Origin of the sequence: Amycolatopsis sp. WAC 01375, assembly GCF_003947325.1 — a bacterium.
Lineage (GTDB): Bacteria > Actinomycetota > Actinomycetes > Mycobacteriales > Pseudonocardiaceae > Amycolatopsis.
On sequence record NZ_QHHW01000036.1, the window covers coordinates 497,322 to 517,192 of the forward strand.

Annotated in this window: 19 protein-coding genes; 6 read left to right on the top strand and 13 right to left on the bottom strand. The window is 69.8% G+C overall.

Annotated elements, in window-relative coordinates; translation table 11 throughout:
* Positions 1–12 precede the first annotated feature (12 nt).
* A complete protein-coding gene (ilvD, locus tag DL991_RS25185; RefSeq protein WP_125786783.1) occupies positions 13–1,857 on the top strand; it encodes a dihydroxy-acid dehydratase in 1,845 nt (614 codons plus the stop codon).
* Positions 1,858–1,947: 90 nt separating this feature from the next.
* Here the strand turns inward: ilvD and DL991_RS25190 are convergent, their stop codons facing one another.
* The 3 genes from DL991_RS25190 to DL991_RS25200 form a co-directional block, all read right to left on the bottom strand.
* Entirely contained in the window at positions 1,948–2,490 is a 543-nt protein-coding gene (locus DL991_RS25190; protein WP_125786961.1) for a DoxX family protein, read from the bottom strand.
* Between the two features lie 181 nt (positions 2,491–2,671).
* Positions 2,672–3,496, bottom strand: coding sequence for a DUF72 domain-containing protein (locus DL991_RS25195; protein ID WP_125786962.1), 825 nt, complete (start codon positions 3,494–3,496; stop codon positions 2,672–2,674).
* 32 nt (positions 3,497–3,528) lie between these two features.
* Positions 3,529–4,434 carry a 2-hydroxyacid dehydrogenase gene (locus DL991_RS25200; RefSeq protein WP_125786784.1) on the bottom strand — a complete coding sequence of 302 codons (906 nt, stop codon included), beginning with the start codon at positions 4,432–4,434 and terminating at the stop codon, positions 3,529–3,531.
* A 62-nt stretch (positions 4,435–4,496) separates the two neighbouring features.
* Here DL991_RS25200 and DL991_RS25205 point away from each other — a divergent pair, with 62 nt between their 5' ends.
* Positions 4,497–5,723, top strand: a complete 1,227-nt coding sequence (locus DL991_RS25205) for a sorbosone dehydrogenase family protein (RefSeq protein ID WP_125786785.1) — start codon at positions 4,497–4,499, stop codon at positions 5,721–5,723.
* A 113-nt stretch (positions 5,724–5,836) separates the two neighbouring features.
* Here the strand turns inward: DL991_RS25205 and DL991_RS25210 are convergent, their stop codons facing one another.
* The 6 genes from DL991_RS25210 to gatC form a co-directional block, all read right to left on the bottom strand.
* Positions 5,837–7,234, bottom strand: a complete 1,398-nt coding sequence (locus tag DL991_RS25210) for a S9 family peptidase (RefSeq protein WP_125786786.1) — start codon at positions 7,232–7,234, stop codon at positions 5,837–5,839.
* A 25-nt stretch (positions 7,235–7,259) separates the two neighbouring features.
* On the bottom strand, positions 7,260–7,955 hold the full coding sequence (locus DL991_RS25215; protein WP_370307552.1) for a cupin: 696 nt from the start codon (positions 7,953–7,955) through the stop codon (positions 7,260–7,262).
* Between the two features lie 73 nt (positions 7,956–8,028).
* A complete protein-coding gene (locus DL991_RS25220; RefSeq protein WP_125786787.1) occupies positions 8,029–8,538 on the bottom strand; it encodes a hypothetical protein in 510 nt (169 codons plus the stop codon).
* Complete coding sequence (gene gatB, locus DL991_RS25225) at positions 8,531–10,036, bottom strand: Asp-tRNA(Asn)/Glu-tRNA(Gln) amidotransferase subunit GatB (protein ID WP_125786788.1); 1,506 nt, start codon at positions 10,034–10,036, stop codon at positions 8,531–8,533. Before gatB ends, DL991_RS25220 begins: the two co-directional genes overlap by 8 nt.
* Positions 10,033–11,550: an Asp-tRNA(Asn)/Glu-tRNA(Gln) amidotransferase subunit GatA gene (gene gatA, locus DL991_RS25230; RefSeq protein ID WP_125786789.1), complete on the bottom strand. Its 1,518-nt coding sequence runs from the start codon at positions 11,548–11,550 to the stop codon at positions 10,033–10,035. Before gatA ends, gatB begins: the two co-directional genes overlap by 4 nt.
* A complete protein-coding gene (gene gatC / locus DL991_RS25235; RefSeq protein ID WP_005162012.1) occupies positions 11,547–11,846 on the bottom strand; it encodes an Asp-tRNA(Asn)/Glu-tRNA(Gln) amidotransferase subunit GatC in 300 nt (99 codons plus the stop codon). The genes gatA and gatC overlap by 4 nt, the downstream gene beginning before the upstream one ends.
* Positions 11,847–12,090: 244 nt before the next feature.
* Between gatC and DL991_RS25240 the strand changes: the two genes are divergently transcribed.
* The gene (locus DL991_RS25240; RefSeq protein WP_007031618.1) at positions 12,091–12,744 is read left to right on the top strand and encodes an ACT domain-containing protein; all 654 of its coding nucleotides are present in this window, start codon (positions 12,091–12,093) and stop codon (positions 12,742–12,744) included.
* A 94-nt stretch (positions 12,745–12,838) separates the two neighbouring features.
* On the opposite strand, the gene DL991_RS25245 is transcribed toward DL991_RS25240, so the two are convergent.
* From DL991_RS25245 to DL991_RS25260, 4 genes are read right to left on the bottom strand one after another with little or no spacing between them, the layout of a single operon-like run.
* Positions 12,839–13,336, bottom strand: coding sequence for a GNAT family N-acetyltransferase (locus DL991_RS25245; protein ID WP_125786790.1), 498 nt, complete (start codon positions 13,334–13,336; stop codon positions 12,839–12,841).
* Positions 13,329–15,461 carry an NAD-dependent DNA ligase LigA gene (gene ligA, locus DL991_RS25250; protein ID WP_125786791.1) on the bottom strand — a complete coding sequence of 711 codons (2,133 nt, stop codon included), beginning with the start codon at positions 15,459–15,461 and terminating at the stop codon, positions 13,329–13,331. The genes DL991_RS25245 and ligA overlap by 8 nt, the downstream gene beginning before the upstream one ends.
* Before the next feature lie 10 nt (positions 15,462–15,471).
* A complete protein-coding gene (locus tag DL991_RS25255; protein ID WP_125786792.1) occupies positions 15,472–16,164 on the bottom strand; it encodes a hypothetical protein in 693 nt (230 codons plus the stop codon).
* 22 nt (positions 16,165–16,186) lie between these two features.
* Positions 16,187–17,224, bottom strand: a complete 1,038-nt coding sequence (locus DL991_RS25260) for a methionine synthase (RefSeq protein ID WP_125786793.1) — start codon at positions 17,222–17,224, stop codon at positions 16,187–16,189.
* Positions 17,225–17,344: 120 nt separating this feature from the next.
* Here DL991_RS25260 and DL991_RS25265 point away from each other — a divergent pair, with 120 nt between their 5' ends.
* From DL991_RS25265 to DL991_RS25275, 3 genes are all read left to right on the top strand, one after another.
* Positions 17,345–18,154 (top strand): phospholipid scramblase-related protein, encoded by an 810-nt coding sequence (locus tag DL991_RS25265; RefSeq protein ID WP_125786794.1) that lies wholly within the window; start codon positions 17,345–17,347, stop codon positions 18,152–18,154.
* Positions 18,155–18,344: 190 nt separating this feature from the next.
* On the top strand, positions 18,345–19,382 hold the full coding sequence (locus tag DL991_RS25270; protein WP_125786795.1) for an MBL fold metallo-hydrolase: 1,038 nt from the start codon (positions 18,345–18,347) through the stop codon (positions 19,380–19,382).
* Complete coding sequence (locus DL991_RS25275) at positions 19,379–19,825, top strand: GNAT family N-acetyltransferase (RefSeq protein WP_125786796.1); 447 nt, start codon at positions 19,379–19,381, stop codon at positions 19,823–19,825. Before DL991_RS25270 ends, DL991_RS25275 begins: the two co-directional genes overlap by 4 nt.
* Positions 19,826–19,871: the final 46 nt, after the last annotated feature.

The window sequence follows — 19,871 nt, forward strand, 5'->3', positions numbered from 1 at the left end:
TTGGAGTCAGCCGTGCCTCAACTCCGTTCCCGGACCACCACCCACGGCCGCAACGCGGCGGGCGCCCGCTCGCTCTGGCGCGCCACCGGAATGACCGACAGCGACTTCGGCAAGCCGATCGTCGCCATCGCGAACTCCTACACCCAGTTCGTGCCGGGGCACGTGCACCTCAAGGACCTCGGCGAGATCGTGGCCGGCGCGGTGAAGGAGGCGGGCGGGGTCGCCCGCGAGTTCCACACGATCGCCGTGGACGACGGGATCGCCATGGGGCACAGCGGAATGCTGTACTCGCTGCCCTCGCGCGAGATCATCGCCGACTCGGTCGAGTACATGGTGAACGCGCACCAGGCCGACGCGCTGGTCTGCATCTCCAACTGCGACAAGATCACCCCTGGCATGCTGAACGCCGCCATGCGGCTGAACATCCCCGTGGTGTTCGTCTCCGGCGGGCCGATGGAGGCCGGGAAGGCCGTGGTCGTCGGCGGGGTCGCGCAGGCGCCGACCGACCTGATCACCGCGATCGCCGCGTCGGCCAGCAGCGAGGTCGACGAGGACGGGCTGTCCATTGTGGAGCGTTCGGCCTGCCCGACCTGCGGTTCGTGCTCGGGCATGTTCACCGCGAACTCGATGAACTGCCTCACCGAGGCCCTTGGGCTCTCCTTGCCGGGCAACGGTTCCACCCTCGCCACGCACGCCGCCCGCAAGGCGCTCTTCGAGGATGCCGGGCGCACCGTCGTCGAACTGTGCAAGCGCTGGTACGAACAAGACGACGAGTCCGCGCTCCCGCGTTCGATCGCGTCGAAGAAGGCGTTCGAGAACGCGATGGCCCTCGACATGGCGATGGGCGGTTCGACCAACACGGTGCTGCACATCCTCGCCGCCGCGCAGGAGGGCGAGGTCGACTTCACCATCGACGACATCGACGCCATCGGCCGCCGCGTGCCATGCCTGTCGAAGGTCGCGCCGAACTCGGACTACCACATGGAGGACGTCCACCGCGCGGGCGGAATCCCGGCCATCCTCGGCGAGCTGTACCGCGGCGGCCTGCTGAACACCGACGTCCACTCCGTGCACTCGCCGGATCTGCGGTCCTGGCTGTCCACTTGGGACATCCGCGCCGAGGCCCCCTCGGACAGGGCGGTGGAGCTGTTCCACGCGGCGCCGGGCGGGGTCCGGACCACGGAGGCGTTCTCCACCGAGAACCGCTGGTCCTCTTTGGACACCGATGCCGCGGACGGCTGCATCCACAACGTCGAACACGCCTACACCAAGGACGGCGGGCTCGCGATCCTGCGCGGCAACCTCGCCGAAAACGGCGCCGTCATCAAGTCGGCGGGCATCGACGAGGAACTCTGGCACTTCGAGGGCCCGGCGCGCGTGCTGGAAAGCCAGGAGGAGGCGGTTTCGGCCATCCTCAAGAAGGAGATCCAGCCTGGTGAGGTGCTGGTGATCCGCTACGAAGGCCCGGCGGGCGGCCCCGGCATGCAGGAGATGCTGCACCCGACCGCGTTCCTCAAGGGTTCCGGCCTCGGCAAGAAATGCGCGCTGATCACCGACGGCCGGTTCTCCGGCGGCTCGTCGGGCATCTCGGTCGGGCACATCTCGCCGGAGGCGGCCGCGGGCGGGACGATCGGCCTGGTCCAGAACGGCGACCGGATCCTGCTCGACGTCCACGAACGCCGTCTCGAACTGCTCGTCGACGCGGACGTCCTCGCCGAGCGGCGCGCGAAGATGGAAGCGAGCGAGCGGCCGTGGCAGCCGGTCTCGCGGGACCGGAAGGTGACCGCCGCGCTGCGGGCCTACGCGCGGATGGCGACTTCGGCCGACACGGGCGCGGTGCGGGACCCGAGCAAGTAGTCACCTACTTGCGCCCCCTCGCGTGCAATGAAGGGGCCTTTCATTGCAAATTTTGCTATGAAAGGCCCCTTCATTGCACGCGAGGGGCGGTCAGCGGCAGAGGACGAGCACCACGACCGAGGCGGCCGCCGTCAGCAGTAGTCCGATCAGCCCGAACGAGAGCGGCCGCTTCCGCCACGGGGTGTTGACGTCCAGCGCGATCCGTCCCGAGCCCGCGAGCAGGACGGTCAGCGAAGCCGCGGCCAGCAGGAGTTCGAACTCGAAGCCCTGCCCTTCCTTCTGGAAGAACCCGCCGCCGAACTTCACGTACACGATGTTCGCGCAGACACCCAGCAGCGCGGCGGCGCCGACGGGGGTGAACAGGCCCACCAGCACGAGTGCGCCGCCGACCACCTCGCTGATCCCGGTGATCCACGAAAGCAGCGTGGTCTGGGTGGTGTAGCCGAAGTTGCCGAGCACCCTGGCGAAGCCGCCGACCCCGGGCCCGCCGAAGGCGCCGAAGAGGTGCTGCAGCCCGTGCGCGCCCATGGTCACGCCGAGCACCACTCGCAGGACGAGCAGACCGAGGTCGATCCCGCCCCTGGTCTCCGCCGGGTTCGGGCCGCTGTCGGGCTCGGCCACGTCCGAGATCATGCTGGTCTGGTAGTCATCGCTCACGCGCGAAGGGTAGGCGAAACCTGCCCGTCAGGCGACCGAACCGCCGGACCTGTTCGAGTACGCCGTGACAGGAGGGACATCACGCGTGTCCAGCCGGACGACACACGTGACTGGACGGACGACACACGTGATCGGACGGACGACACGCCGGAGCGGTTCAGAACAGGGTCGCCGGCTCGATCGGTTCGGGCTCGGGCAGCGGGGCGAGGCCGGGCACCAGGGCGCGCACGTCGTCGTGGAACCGGCGGGCGAGCGCCGGGGCGTCGTCGTTGTCGGGGGTGTGCACGAAGATCGTCGGCGATCGGCCCTCACGCAGCCACTCGGCGACCACCTCGGTCCACGGCCGCCACCCCTCGACGGTCTCCTCGGCCGAGTCCCGGCCCAGGTAGCGGACGATCGGCCGGTCGGTCAGCGCCCGCGTCCGCCGCGGCAGCCGCGGTTTCTTGCCCCAGGCATCCTGCTCGGCCTCGCTGGCGGGCGGTCGCCGGAAGAAGACCGTGGTGTCGAACGGCACCCACTCGGCGTTCGCGTCGGCGAGTGCCCTCTCCAGCGACGACGTCGAGCGGGCGTCGGTGTGGAAGTCGGGATGCCGCACTTCCACGGCGCGACGGCGGCCTGCGGGGAGCCTGCGCAGGAAGCGGCCGAGGGCGTCGACGTCCGACGGGCCGAACGAGCCGGGCAGCTGGGTCCACAGAACCGCCCGGTCACCGAGCGGTTCGATCGCGTCCAGGAACGCCCGCATCTCGGTCTCGACCCCGGTGAGCCGTCGCTCGTGCGTGACGATCTTGGGCAGTTTCACCACGAACCGGAAGCCGGGATCGGTCTGCCGTGCCCACGTCGCGACGGTGTCCCGGGCCGGGGTCGCGTAGAAGGTGGTGTTGCCCTCGACCGCGTTGCACCAGCCGGCGTAGGCCCGCAGCCGCTCCCCCGCGGGCAGCGACCGCGGCACGAACCGCCCGGCCCACGCCTTGTGCGTCCACATCGCGCAGCCGACATGAAGATTCGCCACGGTACTCAGTATTCGCCGTGGACCAGGTTCTTCGGCAACTCCCCACCCAGATAGTGGCTCAGTTCCCTGGCCACCACCGCGTACGCGCGCTGCCGCCGCCCGCTCACCGCGCCCGCGACGTGCGGCGTGAGCAGCAGTCCCGGCACGTCCCACAGCGGATGCCCGGCGGGCAGCGGCTCGGGATCGGTGACGTCGAGGGCGGCACGCAGCCGTCCGGACGTGAGTTCCGCGACGAGCGCGTCGGTGTCCACGACCGGCCCCCTCGAGACGTTGACGAGGATCGCGTCGTCCGGCATCGCGGCCAGGAACTCCGCGTCGACCATGCCGCGCGTGTGCTGGGTGAGCGGCACCATCAGGACCGCGACGTCGTGCTCGGACAGCAGGGCGGGGAGTTCGTCGACGCCGTGGACACCCTCTCGGGCGCTCGCGCCGACCATCGTGCAGCGCACGTCGAACGTCTCCAGCCGACGGCGCAGATGCCTGCCGAGGTCGCCCGCGCCGATGATGAGGACCCGTTTGCCCTGCAGGGTGTCGGTGGTCCGCCGTTCCCAGTGCCTCCGTCGCAGGCCGTCGGCGAAGCCGTCGAGACCGCGGTAAATCGCCAGCAGGACCGCGACGACCCACTCGGCCGAGCTTCCGCCGTGCGCGCCGCGGCAGGTCGAGAGCAGGACTCCGTCCGGCACCTTGCCGATCCAGTCCTCGGCGCCTGCCAGCAGCAGCTGCACGAGTTTGACGTTCGGCAGTTCGCGCCAGAGTGCCTCGGTGGGCCGGTCACCGGTCACGAGGACCTCGGCGTCGGCGGCCTCGGCGGGCACCGGCTCGCCGTGGCGGTACACCACCGGACGCACGCCGTCGATCTCCGAAAGCGCGGCCACTCCCTCTTCGTCGGGCACGAGAACGGTCACAGTCATGATCTCCACGGTATCCAGTGCCGCTTACCTGTGGCTCACGCACGCCCACCTAGGCTTGCCCCGTGCGTACCCGGTACCGGCGGAAATGGACCGCGCCGCTGGCCATCCTGGCCTGCGGTGCGCTGATGCTCTCCGGCTGCGCCGAATTCGACAACACCGCCGCCGGGCAGAAGTTCACCCCGGTCAACCCGCCGTCCCCCGAGGTCCCGCCGCAGATCGGGCCCGGCGGTGAAGCGGGCGACCCCGGCCCCGGCCGCGGCGGCAACGGGCGAAATCAGACGCCGACGCCGATCCCGCCGCCGCAGGGCTGCAAGGACTTCGACAAGGCCGTCATCGCGACCTGCCTGGACACCGTCGCCGCCGTGGCCGCGATCCCCGGCGACGGCACCGCGCCCAGCGCGCTCGCCGGAGAACGCAAGAGCGGCCGGATCGTGCTCGCCGCCTCGGAGAAGGATCCGGCGGACTGGGCGACCATCCCCGTGGACGGCTCCGGAGACGGCGGCCTCACCTCGCTCGCCCTCTCCCCCGGTTTCGCCGAAGACCAGCTCGTCTTCGCCTACATCACCACGCCGACCGACAACCGGGTCGTCCGGCTGGCGAAGGGCCAGGCGCCGAAACCGGTGCTGACCGGCATCCCCAAGGGCGCCACCGGCAATCGCGGCGCGCTCGGCACCGACGCCAAGGGCGCCCTCCTGGTCGCCACCGGCGACGCGGGCAATGCCGGGCTCGCCGCCGATCCCGCGTCTCTCGCCGGGAAGGTGCTGCGCATCGACACCTCGGGCAAGCCGGCGGCGGGCAACCCCACACCGGGTTCGGCGGTCTTCTCGACCGGCGTGCACTCCCCCGGTGGGATCTGCCGTGACCAGACCGGTTCGCGCCTGTGGCTGACCGACAGGCTGGCCGACAAGGACGTGCTGTACCGGCTCCGGGGTGGCCAGCCGCTGACCACCCCGGCGTGGAGCTGGACCGACAAACCCGGCGTGGCGGGCTGCGCGGATTTCGTCGGTGCCACCGGCTATCTCTCCATCACGACCTCGATCGCGGGCAACCTGCAGAACCTGCCGGTCACCCCGGACGGCGCGGTGACCGGGAAACCCAGCGTCGCCATGGACGGCAAGGTCGGCAAGCCGCCGAAGACCTTCGGCAGGCTTTCCGCGATGAGCATGATCAACCCGCAGGTCGCGATCACCGGGACGATCAACAAGGACGGCGGCTCACCGGTTTCGAGCGACGACCGCGTCGTCATCATCACGCCGTCGGCCAGCGCCGGCGGGGGCGGCAAGGACTGAGTGTCTCTCGGTGAACCCGCACCGCGATAGCGGGGCCTTCGGCCAGGCGGGTTCACGCGTTATGTCCGGTTCACGAGGCCGTCCTCAGCTTCCGCCAACAGGACTGAGCGGCCTTACCTGGACGGCCTCGGCTGAGCGGGCGGCGTGAACCGGGTGAACAACGGCGCCATCGCCTTCTCCTTGCCCAGCGGATCGAACAGTTCCGGCACGAGCCGATACGCGGATCCGAGCGCGGTCGCGGCGGCGGTGAGCCGGCGCGGATCGGTGGACGGCCAGTGGCCGGTGTCCACTCGGGACAGCAGGGTGCGCAGCAGGACGATCTCCTCGGCCGCGTTGAACGAGCAGTGACCGCCCCGGCTGACGTAGGTCTGCCGCAGCAGAGCGGGATCACCGTTGCGCCGGACCTGATCGCCGTACCACCGGGCCTGCCCCGCGACGGCGCCGCCGTCTCCGGTGGTGTGCGCGGTCAGCACTGGTGACGGTGTGCTCCCGCGCGCCACCGTGTAGCGGTGCATGTAGGCCTGCGCCTTCGGATCCGCCGAGATCCGCGGGCCCGCGGCGAGCCGGTCGAGATCGGCTTCCAGATCCACGCCTCCCGCCCGGTACGCATGCCGCACCAGGTCGAGCCCGGTCGAGCGGGCGAGCTGACTCCGGTAGTCGATGCCGGTGTTGAAGGAAGGGTTCCCACCGGCCCGGCGTTCGATTTCGGGGCGTGCGGACGGTCCGTAGCCAGGCAGGTAGGCCCCGGTGACCCATAGCGCCTGCTGCGCGAGGCGGTCGGCGGGAGCCGTCGGCTCCGGTTCGTGCGCGAGCGCCCAGCCCGGGATGGTGCCCAGTGCTCCGGCCAGCGCGATCCGCGCCCTGCCCGCCTCGGTCTTCTGGGCTTCGGCGACGACGGCTTCGAGTGCCGCCTTCGCGGCCTGCGGATCGCGGGGCCGGACCAGGTCGATGTCCGCGTCCGGCGCCAGCAGGGTCTTGAGCGCGAAAAGCATGTCCAGAGCGCTGTTCCACGTGCCGTTGGTGTCGTACTCGCCGCACTGCGTCAGGACGCCGTCGAACCGGCCTGGGTTGTTCTCAGCCAGCTTCAAGGAGATCACGGCGCCCATGGACATCCCGCTGGTGATGGTCCGCCGCGGTTTCCCCACCTTGGCCTGGAACCAGTCCAGCAGCGCGATCTGGTCGGTCAAGGCCTCCTCGATCGCGTGCCCGAAAACTCCCTTGTAGTTCGACGCGGCCAGTGCGTAACCCTGGTCGAGCAGCCAGGACTCGGTCTCGGGTCTGGTGGCCAGCATGATCTGTGCCGGCTTCCACGGGTCCACGTAGAGCCCGTGGCTGTAGAGCACCAGCGTGCCGTTCCAGCGTTTCGGCACTTTGACCAGGAAGTCCGCACCGTCGATCGTTCCCTCGTGGACGCGCGGGCGTTCTTCGGCGGCCGCTGGCGCAGCGGTGAACAGCGCGCCGAAGAGGAGCGCGACGAGCACGGTGACGAGTGTCCTGCGTGAGTGGGTCATACGAGAAAAATAGGTGACCATATGGTCACATGTCAAGCCGGTACTCCGTCCGGTGCCCGCACATGCCGTAACCGTCCTTTTTGGACGGAGCGACCACCCGGACACCGGACCGCTCCAGGTGACTCACGTCGCCGTTCGCGAGCGCTTTCAGGTGTTCCCCGGTCAACTCGGCGGCGGCCAGCGCGCCGGCGCGCCAGCGCGGGAACCAGGCGTCGACCTTCGGCGCGACCAGCGCGGCGGCCGCACGGTGGAAATCCCTCAGCGGGCCGGGGTTTCCCGACACGAGGGCGTCGCGGATCGGCAGATAGCCCTCGATCGCGAGATCGCGGCGACGGCGAGCGGCGTCGTCGTCCACGGGCATCGCGGCGGCCTCCGCGTACGCGTCCGGGTCGGCGAGGATCGGCGGCGGGAAGGTGAAGACCGCGTCCCCCGCTTCGGGCAGCCCGCTGTTCTGCATGAGCACGGTGATCCGCAGGTCTTCGCGCTGCACCATCCGATGGACCGTGCCGGGCGCGAACCACGCGACGACACCGGGTTCGAGTTCGATCTCCCGGTAGCCGCCGACGTCGAGCGTCTGCACCGCGCCACGTCCACCGGTGACGACGTAGGCCTCGGTGCAGGCCAGGTGCAGATGTGGGCTGCCGCCGCACACCCCGTCCGCGGCTTCCCATTCGTAGGCGCACAGATGGGAGAGGCCGATGCCTCCAGGCAGGGGGAACACGATGATCTCCTCGAAAGAAAGCGCTTTCTCACTACCCGCTTCCGCAAATAGGTGACTAATTGCGGAAAGGGGGTTATGGGCGGCGGACGCGGGTTTCCGCGCGCAGGCGCCGGACGTCGAAGAACGCGACGACCGCGGAGACGACAGCGGCGAGCAGGCCGAGGTAGCGGCCAAGGCCGGACCCGATCTCGATGCCGGCGGCGGAAAGGATCCCGCGCTGGTCGGCGTCGAACTGCCAGTCGAGGCTGATCCAGCCGAGCAGCATCAGCAGCAGCGCGCCGATGGCCGCCATCAGCCACAGATGCGGCAGGCCCGCGCGGCGGACGGCGTCGACTCGGCCGAACAGCACGACGGCGAGGCCGGGCAGGAACAGCAGGAACACCGGCGCCCAGGCGAGGAAACCCGAACGCCACGCGTCACGCGTGACGTCGTCGGCGGGCAACGTCGTCAGGACGTCCTCGATCTCCGGGCGCGACGCGGTCAGCGTCGTCCACGGCAGGAACAAGGCCACCAGCGCGAGCAGCCCGGCCGCGAGGCCGAGCCACTCACGCCAGGTGACCTTCTTCAAAGCGAGATCAGGCACCGACTCGCTCGACGATCAGTTCGCGCACGCGTTTGGCGTCGGCCTGGCCCTTGGTGGCCTTCATGACCGCGCCGACGATCGCCCCGGCCGCGGCCACCTTGCCGCCGCGGATCTTCTCGGCGACGTCGGGCTGCGCGGCCAGCGCCTCGTCGACCGCCGCGATGAGCGCGGAGTCGTCGGAGACGACCTTCAGGCCGCGCTTCTCGACGACCTCGGCGGGGGAACCCTCGCCGGCGAGGACACCCTGCACGACCTCCTTGGCCAGCTTGTTGGTCAGCTCACCGGAGTTGACCAGCGCGATGACCTCGGCCAGCTGCGCCGGGGAGATCGCCAGCTCCGCCAGTTCGATCTCGCGGGAGTTGGCCTCCTGCGCCAGCGTGTTGACCCACCAGCTGCGGGCCTCGTCCGGCGTCGCGCCCGCCTCGACGGTGGCGGCGACCAGGTCGACCGCGCCGACGTTGAGCAGGTCGCGCAGCGCCTCGTCGGTCAGGTTCCACTCGCGCTGGATGCGCTTGCGGCGCTCCGACGGCATCTCCGGGAGCGTCTTGCGCAGCTCCTCGACCCATTCGCGCGACGGCGCGATCGGCACCAGGTCGGGCTCCGGGAAGTACCGGTAGTCCTCGGCGGTCTCCTTGGTGCGGCCCGGCGACGTGGTGCCGTCGGCCTCCTGGAAGTGCCGTGTCTCCTGCTTGATCGTGCCGCCCTCGGCGAGGATCGCCGCCTGGCGGGTCATCTCGTACCGCACGGCGCGCTCGACACTGCGCAGCGAGTTGACGTTCTTGGTCTCGGTGCGCGTGCCGAACTCGGTCGCGTCCTTGGCCATCAGCGAAACGTTCGCGTCGCAGCGCAGGGAACCCTGGTCCATGCGGACGTCGGAGACGTCCAGCGCGCTCAGCAGATCCCGCAGGGCGCTCACGTACGCGCGGGCGACCTCGGGGGCGCGGCCGCCGGTGTGCTCGATCGTCTTGGTGACGATCTCGATCAGCGGGACCCCCGCGCGGTTGTAGTCGAGCAGCGAGTGTTCGGCGCCGTGGATCCGGCCGGTCGCGCCGCCGACGTGCAGCGACTTGCCGGTGTCCTCCTCCATGTGCGCGCGCTCGATCTCGACGCGGACGACCTCGCCGTCGTCCAGCGTCACGTCGAGGTAGCCGTTGAAGGCGATCGGCTCGTCGTACTGCGAGGTCTGGAAGTTCTTCGGCATGTCCGGGTAGAAGTAGTTCTTCCGGGCGAACCGGCACCATTCCGCGATCTCGCAGTTGAGCGCGAGACCGATGCGGATCGCGCCTTCGATCGCCTTGGCGTTCACGACCGGCAGCGCACCGGGCATGCCGAGACAGGTCGGGCACACCTTGGTGTTCGGCTCGCCGCCGAACTCGTTGGCGCAGCCGCAGAACATCTTGGTGTTCGTGTTCAGCTCGACGTGCACCTCGAGGCCCAGCACCGGGTCGAACCGCTCGATGACGTCGGCGTAGTCCATCAACTCAACCACGGCGGTCACTTCTTTCCTCCCAGCTCCGGAACCTCGTGCACCAGCGAGCCACCGTTGGCGGCGTCGCGTGCGACCTCGTAGGCGGCGCCGACGCGGTACAGCCGGTCGTCGGCCATCGCGGGGGCCATGATCTGCAGGCCGACCGGCAGGCCGTCCTCATGCGACAGTCCACTCGGGACGCTCATCGCGGCGTTGCCCGCGAGGTTCGACGGAATGGTGCAGAGGTCCGCGAGGTACATCGCCATCGGGTCGTCGACCCGCTCGCCGATCTTGAACGCGGTGGTCGGCGTGGTCGGCGAGACCAGCACGTCCACCTTTTCGTAGGCGGCTTCGAAGTCGCGCGTGATGAGCGTGCGGACCTTCTGCGCCGAGCCGTAGTAGGCGTCGTAGTAGCCAGAGGACAGCGCGTACGTGCCGAGCATGATGCGGCGCTTGACCTCGGGGCCGAAGCCCTTCTCGCGGGTCAGTGACATGACCTCTTCGGCGCTGTGCGCGCCGTCGTCGGACACGCGCAGGCCGTAGCGCATGGCGTCGAACCGGGCGAGGTTCGACGAGCACTCGCTCGGCGCGATCAGGTAGTACGCGGGCAGTGCGTAGGTGAAGTTCGGGCACGAGACCTCGACGACCTCGGCACCGAGCGCGCGCAGCTGCTCGACGGCGGCCTCGAACGACCGCAACACGCCCGGCTGGTAGCCGTCGCCGGCGAATTCCTTCACCACGCCGACGCGGACGCCCTTGAGGTCACCGGTGAGGCCCTGGCGGGCCGCGGCGACCACCGGCGGGACCGGCGCGTCGATCGAGGTCGAGTCCATCGGGTCGTATCCGGCGATGACCTCGTGCAGCAGGGCGGCGTCGAGCACCGTCCGCGCGCAGGGACCGGCCTGGTCGAGCGACGACGAGAAGGCGACGAGACCGTAGCGGGAGACACCGCCGTACGTCGGCTTCACGCCGACGGTGCCGGTGACGGCGCCGGGCTGGCGGATCGAACCGCCGGTGTCGGTGCCGATCGCGATCGCAGCCTCGAACGCCGCGATGGACGCCGAGGAGCCACCGCCGGAACCGCCGGGGATCCGGGCGTGGTCCCACGGGTTGTGCGTCGGGCCGAACGCGGAGTTCTCCGTGGAGGAGCCCATCGCGAACTCGTCCATGTTGGTCTTGCCGAGCACCACGACACCGGCTTCGCGCAGCTTGCGCGTCACGGTGGCGTCGTACGGCGGGATCCAGTTCTCCAGGGTCTTCGAACCGACCGTGGTCGGGATGCCCTTGGTGGTCAGCACGTCCTTGAGCGCCAGCGGCACGCCGGCGAGCGGCGACTTCGGCGCCTTGCCCTCGGCGACGTCGGCGTCCACCGCGCGGGCCGCGTCGAGCGCGCCCTCGGTGTCCACGTGCAGGAACGCGTGGATGTGGTCGTCGACCTCGGCGATCCGGTCCAGGTGGGCCTTGGCGACCTCGACGGCCGAGACCTCACGGGACTGGATCTTCTCCGCCAGCTCGGCGGCGGTCAGCTTGATGAGTTCGGTCACTGTTCTTCTCCCAGAATCCGCGGCACCCGGAAACGACCCTCTTCGCTGGCAGGCGCACCGGCCAGCGCCTGCTGCTGGGTCAGGCCCGGTCGGACCGTGTCCTCACGGAACACGTTGGTCAGCGGCACGGCGTGCGATGTGGGCGGGACATCCTCGCCTGCGACCTCGCTCACCTTGGCCACCGAGTCCAGGATCTGGTCGAGCTGGCCTGCGAAGACGTCCAGCTCCTCTTCGGTGACGGCAAGCCTGGCCAGCTTGGCGAGGTGTGCGACCTCGTCGCGGGAAATGTTGGGCACGCGGGTGACTCCCGGGGTGTGCTGTGCGGGTTCTGTCGGAAGCTGCAAGTCTATGGTGGCGGCGTCGGCGTACTCGACTGGGTTATGCCGCGGCCTGCGCTCCCATGTCGGGTAAGGAGTGCTTGGTTCGTTATCCCGCGCCCCGGACGTCGGGTCCCATTACCTCGTCCGGTCTGTCACAATCGGCGCCCGGCGTAGCGCGTTCCACGGCGAGGCTGGGACGCCTGAGGCGAGAGGGGCGCGTGTGTCGTTCCTGATCCGGGTCCAATTACCGGACACCCCGGGGACCCTCGGCGCGGTCGCCACCGCGCTCGGCACCGTCGGCGCCGACATCCTGAGCGTGGATGTGGTCGAACGCGGCGGCGGTGTCGCCATCGACGACCTCGTCGTCGAGATCCCCTCCGGCAGGCTGCCGGACGCGCTCATCACCGCCGCCGAAAGCGTCGACGGTGTCGAGGTCGACGCCGTCCGCCCGTACGCCGGGGTGCTCGACACGCACCGCGAACTCGAACTGGTCGAGGAGATAGCCGCGAAGCCCGCTTCGGGGCTGGAGATCCTCGCCGAGGGTGTGCCGCGGATCATCCGCGCGGGCTGGGCCGTCGTCGTCGAGCACGCGGAGTCGGGCGCGGTGCGCCTGGCGTCGTCCAACGCCGCGCCCGAGACGCCGATCACCGACCTGCCGTGGCTGCCGCTGGAACGCGCCACCATCCTCGACGCCGAGGAGGCGTGGGTGCCGGAGACGTGGAAGGAACTGGGGACCGAACTCGCGGCAACGCCGCTGGGGAAGCCCGGCAAGGCGCTGCTGGTCGCGCGGCCGGGCGGGCCGAACTTCCGGGCCGCCGAGGTGGCGCGGCTGGCGCACTTCGCGGGCATCGTCGCCGTCGTGCTGGACAGCTGAGCGCTCGCTCCCTTGGCCCAGGGCGTGCAATGAAGGGGCCTTTCATTGCAAATTTTGCTATGAAAGGCCCCTTCATTGCACGGGCGGAGGGGGCTTAGGCGAGCTCCAGGCCGTAGGCGATCAGGGTCACGCCGGGATGCGGCTCCCAGTCCCGCTCGGGCAGCCGCACGAAGCCCAGCCGCTCGTAGAGCCGATGTGCCCGCGTCATCGTGACCAGGCTGCACAGCACCACCCTTGCCACGGCCAGTTCCCGCGCCCGCGCGAGGACCGCCCTGGTCAGGGCCTCGCCGATGCCGCGCCCGGTCGCCGAGGGCAGCACCCCGAGCATGCGGAATTCCAGTTCGCCCTCGCGGGACAGTTCGGCGAACGGCGTGCCCGGCCGGGCGATGGTGACCGTGCCGACCGGCGTGCCGTCCCCGTCCACCGCGACCAGGAGTTCCGCCAGTTCCGCCCGGCGGGCGGCGTCGAGGAGTTCGGCGGCGTAGCCCACGCCGTCGACGAGGCTCCGTTCCGCGGAGTACGCGGCCAGGGTGAGCTCCCCGACCGCCGTCAGCTCCTCGGGGCGGGCGGGCCGGATCTCCAGGTCACTCACCGTTTTCCTCCTCTGTCGGCAGCGCGAGTTCGGCTGCGGCCTCGGGACCGCTTTCGAGCAGCACCCGGAAGCCGTTCTCGTCGAGCACCGGCACCTTCAGCTGGACGGCCTTGTCGTACTTCGTGCCCGGCGCGTCGCCGACGACCACGAACGCCGTCTTCTTCGACACCGAACCGGCCGCCTTCCCGCCGCGGGCCATGATGTATTCCTTGGCCTCGTCACGGGAGTAGTCGTTCAGCGAACCGGTGACGACGATCGACAGGCCTTCGAGGTTGCGCGGGATGGACTCGTCGCGCTCCTCCTCCATCCGCACGCCGGCCGCGCGCCACTTCTCGACGATCTCGCGGTGCCAGTCGACCTCGAACCACTCTTTCGCCGCGCGGGCGATGGTCGGGCCGACGCCGTCGACGCTGGAGAGCTCCTCCTCCGAGGCGTTCTCGATCCGTTCGAGCGAGCCGAATTCCCGCGCGAGCGCCTGCGCCGCCGTCGGGCCGACGTGCCGGATCGACAGGCCGACGATGACCTTCCACAGTGGACGGTCCTTCACCGTCTCCAGGTTGTCCAGCAGCTTGCGCCCGTTGGCCGACAGCTCCCCCGCCTTGGTGCGGAACAGCTCCACCTGGAGCAGCTTTTCCTCGTCCAGATCGAAGATGTCGCCCTCGTCGTGCACGACACCGGCGTCCAGGATCGCCACCGCGGCCTCGTAGCCGAGCACCTCGATGTCGAACGCGCCCCGGCCGCCGAGATGGAACAGCCGCTCCCGCAGCTGCGCCGGGCACGACCGCGAATTCGGGCAACGGATGTCGATGTCGCCCTCCTTCTGGTACGCCAGTTCGGTGTCGCAGTTGGGGCAGCGCAACGGCATGACGAACTCGCGCTCTTCGCCGGTGCGCGCGTCGGCGACCGGGCCGAGCACCTCGGGGATGACGTCGCCCGCCTTGCGGATGACGACCTTGTCCCCGATCAGCACGCCCTTCCGTTTGACCTCTTCCTGGTTGTGCAGCGTCGCCATCGCCACCGTGGACCCGGCCACCTTCACCGGCTCCATCACCGCGAACGGGGTGACCCGCCCGGTGCGGCCGACGTTGACCTGGATGTCCAGCAGGGTCGTGATCGCCTCTTCCGGCGGGTACTTGTAGGCGATCGCCCAGCGCGGCGCCCGCGAGGTCGTCCCGAGACGGCGTTGCAGCGCGACCTCGTCGACCTTGATGACGACGCCGTCGATCTCGTGCTCGGCGTCGTGCCGGTGCTCGCCCCAGTATTCGATGTGCGCCAGCAGTTCCTTGCCCGAACCGAGCACCTTGCTGTGCGGCGAGACCGGCAGCCCCCACGCGGCCAGCGCGTCGTACGCCTCGGACTGCCGCTTCGGCTCGAAGCCCTCACGTTTGCCGAGACCGTGGCAGATCAGCCGCAGGTTGCGGGACTTCGTGATCTTGGGATCCTTCTGCCGCAACGATCCGGCGGCGGTGTTGCGCGGGTTCGCGTACGGATCCTTGCCCGCCTCGACCATCTTCGCGTTGAGCGCGAGGAAGTCCTCGACGCGGAAGTACACCTCGCCGCGGACCTCGACCAGCGCGGGCACCGGGAACTCGTCCGTCGCCGTCAGCCGCTCAGGCACCTGCTCGAGCGTGCGGACGTTGAGCGTGACGTCCTCTCCGGTGCGGCCGTCGCCCCTGGTCAGCGCCCGGGTCAGGCGGCCGTTCTCGTACAGCAGGTTGATCGCGAGCCCGTCGATCTTCAGTTCGGCGAGGTACTTCGTCGCGCCGATCTCCTTCTGGACCCGCTCGACCCAGGCTTCGAACTCCTCGGTGTCGAACACGTTGTCCAGGCTGAGCATGCGCTCGAGGTGGTCGTGCGCGACGAACTCGGTGGAGAAGGTGCCGCCGACGTTCTGCGTCGGCGACTCCGGCGTCACCAGCCCGGGATGCTCGTCCTCGATGGCCTGGAGTTCGTTGAGCAGTTCGTCGAACTGGCCGTCGGACACGATCGGTGAATCCAGCACGTAGTACCGGAACTGGTGACCGCGGATCTCCTCCGCCAGTTCGGCATGCCTTTCACGGACGTCGGCCGGCACGTCCGTGACGTCCTGCGCCGGCTCGGGGTTTTCGGGAAGTTCGCTGCTCACGGAGGTGACTCTAGTCGGGGGTACCGACATTTCCGGACAGCCTGCCGACCACCTCGCGCAGTTCCAGCAGGGTCAGCTGCCCGTCCTGGGCCTCGGTCACCAGCTCGACCTTGCGCAGCCGTTCGGCCGCGACCCGCTCACCCAGCGTGGCGTCCAGCGGGAGGAAGGTCATGGTCGTCCGGGTCTCCGGCGCGAGCTCGTCGATCAGCGGATGGAACACGGTCACGTCCACCCGTCCGGCTGATTCGTCCACCTTCGCGGTCACCCGCACGTCGGCGAGCGCGATGCGGGTCTCGCCGAGGTTGACGGTGACCTCACTCGGATCGGGGACCGGCGGCACGGAGTCGTGGTACTCCCAGATGGCGTCCTCCGGCGGCGCCGCGGCCTTCCACGCGTCGGTGTACGGGCGCAGTTCCGGATCCTCCTGGCCGGTCAGCACCAGCGAGTAGATCGCCCGGTGCCCCCGGTCGAGCGAGAAGTGCAGCCGGGGATGCAGCGCCTCGACGATGGTGCAGAGGTCGTGTTCCACCCGGTGCGGTTCACGGTCGCCGAGGGCGGCGCTGACCTCCGGCAGGAGGGCCAACCACGCCTCCCAGAAGGCCGCCGCCGCGGCGGCGGCGTCCTCGGGGACCGGCTGCTCCGGCCAGGCGGTGCGGGGGTCGGGAACGTCCTCGGACTTACGAGGTCGGCGGAACAAACGCATGAGAGGCACGCTACCGCGCCGTTCACCAGCCTTCAGGCGGTTCGGTGAAAGCCTTGCCCGCCTCCCGGCTGAGCGTGAGCGCGCGGCGCATCCAGTCGGGGGTGGCCCCAGCGAGGCCGCACGCCGGGGTCGGCACGACCCGTTCGGCGAGGATCTCGCGGCGGAAACCCAGCCGGTCGACGAGTTTGAACACGGGCGTGACCAAGTCACGCAGCTCCACCGGCACGCCGGGATCGGTCGTGGGGACGAGCCCGAGCATCAACGTCGTCCCGGAGTCCAGCGTCTCGCCGATCTCGTCGAGCTGCGCGGGCGAAGCACCTTTCAGCAAGGTGAAGTCGAAGGCGATCGCCTGCGCCCCCGCCGCGCGCAGCAACGAGATCGGTGGCTTCGCCGCGCAGCAGTGCACCGCGACCGGCTGTCCGGTGATGCGCTCCGCACCGGCGATCACCGTCGAAAGCAGGTCGCGTGCCTCCGGCGCGGGCACGGCGGGAACGGTGCCGTATCCGGACGCCGTCGGGAGGTCGCCGGCGAGGACGTCGGGCAGCGACGGTTCGTCGAACTGGATCACCACCGGCGCGCCGATACGCGACTTCAGTTCCGCGACGTGCTCGACCAGTCCGTCGAGCAGCGACGCGGCGAAATCGCGCAGCGCGCCCTTGTCGGTGAGGATCCGGTGCCCGCGCGGGAGTTCAACGTTCGCGGCGAGTGTCCACGGCCCGGCGACCTGGATCTTGAAGGCGGGCGGCGCGGCGCCTGCCTTCTCCCTCGCCTCCTGGACGGCGTCGAGGTCCCAGTTCATCAGGTCGACGGCCCGGCGGTGGTCGTGCCCCGGACGGGCGGCGACCCGGTACCCGCTCGGCACCACCTCGACGGCGAGGTCGACCAGCAACGCCGCCGTCCGGCCGATCATGTCGGCCCCGACACCGCGGGCGGGAAGTTCGGGCATACAGGGGAATTCGGGCAGTTCGCCGAACACGATCGAAGCGGCCTCGACCGGGTCGGTACCGGGCAGGGAACCGATCGCGGTGGCCGCGCCGAGAGGCCAAGGTCGTTCGTTCACACCCGGATTCTCCCCTTGGTCCGACCTGAGAGCACGGCGGGGCGAGGGAGGACACGGACATTCGACGCAATTGCCCTCGGCGAGCCCGTGACGGCGCCGAGCGGATTACTCTGACCTGCCATGACGAGCTCTCCACAGCCCGCCGGCTGGTACCCCGACCAGCAGAACCCCCGGATGTACCGGTGGTGGGACGGGCAGGCCTGGACCGCGAACACGCGGCCTTCGCACGACGCCGAGATGATCGAACTGGACATCGAAGGCGTGCACGACCCGGCGAAGGTCCGGGCGCAGGCGGCGAGGGGGACCCAAGGCAGGAGCGGCGGGGCCACCGGCGGCGGCACCCTGTTCTCCGAACCCGTGCTGGTGGTCAACCAGCGCGCGAAACTCATCGAGATGTCGAACGAGTTCGGGGTGTTCGACCAGCACGGCAACCGCCTCGGCGGCGTCGTCCAAGTCGGCCAGAGCACGTTGAAGAAGGCCATCCGGCTGCTCACGAACTACGACCAGTTCCTCACCCACCGCTTCGAGATCCGCGACGCGAACCACAGCACCGTGCTGAAGGTGACGCGGCCGGCGAAGGTGTTCAAATCCCGGTTCCTGGTGACGAAGGCCGACGACTCCCCGATCGGCGAGATCGTGCAGGAGAACGTCTTCGGCAAGATCCGGCTGGGGTTCGTGGTCGACGGCCGGAAGATCGGCGGCATCTTCGCCGAGAACTGGCGGGCGTGGAACTTCGTCGTCAAGGACGACGCCGACGTCGAGATCGCGCGGATCACCAAGACCTGGGGCGGATTCGTGAAGGCCGCCTTCACCACCGCCGACAACTACGTCGTCGAGATCCACCGGCCGCTACGGGATCCGCTGGCTTCGATGGTGGTCGCCTCGGCGCTGACCATCGACACCGCGCTGAAGCAGGACGACAAGGGCTGAGGGAGGCCTTCTCGCACCGTCGCGAGTGGCTCACCTTGGTCGTGAGTGGCGTTTCGGGTTCTAACCCGAAACGCCACTCACGACCAAGGTGACCGGGGTCTCACCCGCACAAGTGGACACTCGGCTTCCGGCGGCTCAAGGTGGAGGGACTGGGGCGGCACGCTGGAGTGCGTCCGGGACGGAGGTCACCATGGAGCCGTTGCCCGAAGACGGCGAGCGGGACTGGGCCGAGCCAGGCGTCTACACGGTTTCGCCAGGGATCCACCGGATCCCGCTGCCCCTGCCGCAGGACGCGCTGCGCGCGGTCAACGTCTACGTCGTCACCGACGGCACCCGTCTGGTCCTCGTCGACTCGGGCTGGGCGCTGGAGTCCGCCCGCGAGCGGCTTTCGCGCGGGTTGAAGGCGCTCGGCGCCGACCTCGGCGACATCGACGAATTCCTGATCACCCACGTGCATCGTGATCACTACACCCTCGCCGTGGAACTGCGCCGCGAATTCGGCGGCAAGCTCGGGCTCGGGAAGCTGGAAGAGCCGTCGCTGACGCGCTCCGGCGATCCGGACCGGTTCCCGATGGAGGCGCAGGTCGGCCTGCTCGAACGCTGTGGCGCCGGACCCGTCGTCGAGGAGCTGGCCAGGGCCTTCGGCGGCGTCCGGCACACCGAGGCGCATCTGTGGGAGCAGCCGGACGAATGGCTCACCTCCGGCAAACGCGCGATCGTGCCCGGCCGCGAGTTCGACGTCGTGCACACGCCGGGCCACACGGCCGGGCACGTCGTCTTCGTCGACGACGAGGCGGGGCTGGTGTTCTCCGGCGACCACGTACTGCCGCACATCACGCCGTCCATCGGATTCCAGCCGGTGCCCGCCGAACTGCCGCTGCGCGACTACCTCGACTCCCTGCGCCTGGTGCGCGGGATGCCGGACCGGCGCATGCTCCCCGCGCACGGCCCCGTCACCGACAGCGTCCACGCCCGCGTCGACGCGCTGCTGGAGCACCACCGAGACCGGCTCGAGGTCATGGGCGCCGAGATCACCGCGGACGTCACGACTGCGTACGAGGTCGCGCTGCGCCTCGGCTGGACGCGAAGGCAGCGCAAGCTCGGCGAAATGGACCCGTTCAACCAGATGCTCGCCGTCCTCGAGACCGGTTCGCATCTGGATCTGCTGGTGGCCCAGGGGAAACTGACCGCGACCGAGACCGACGGAGTGCGACACTACGCCTCATGATCATCCGTCAAGCGCGCCGGGAAGACGTCGCGGCGATCGTCGGGATGCTCGCCGACGACCAGATCGGCAGCACCCGCGATTCCGCCGACGACCTCACGCCGTATCTGAAGGCCTTCGAGGAGATCGACGCCGATCCGGCGCAGCTGCTGATCGTCGCCGACGACGGCGGGGAGGCCGTCGTCGGCACGCTCCAGCTGTCGATCATTCCGGGCCTGGCGAGGAAAGGCGCGCTGCGCGGACAGATCGAGGCCGTGCGGGTGCGGGCGAGCCACCGCGGCTCCGGACTCGGCGGCGACCTGATGAGGTGGGCCGTCGACGAATCACGGCGGCGGGGCTGTGCCCTCGTGCAGCTGACGTCGGACGTGAAACGCGAGGACGCGCACCGGTTCTACGAGCGCCTCGGTTTCGAAGCCACGCACACCGGCTTCAAGCTGAAGCTCTGACCTCCGCCGCAATCAGTCATCTGGTTGCGGTAGTTGCACGCGCAAG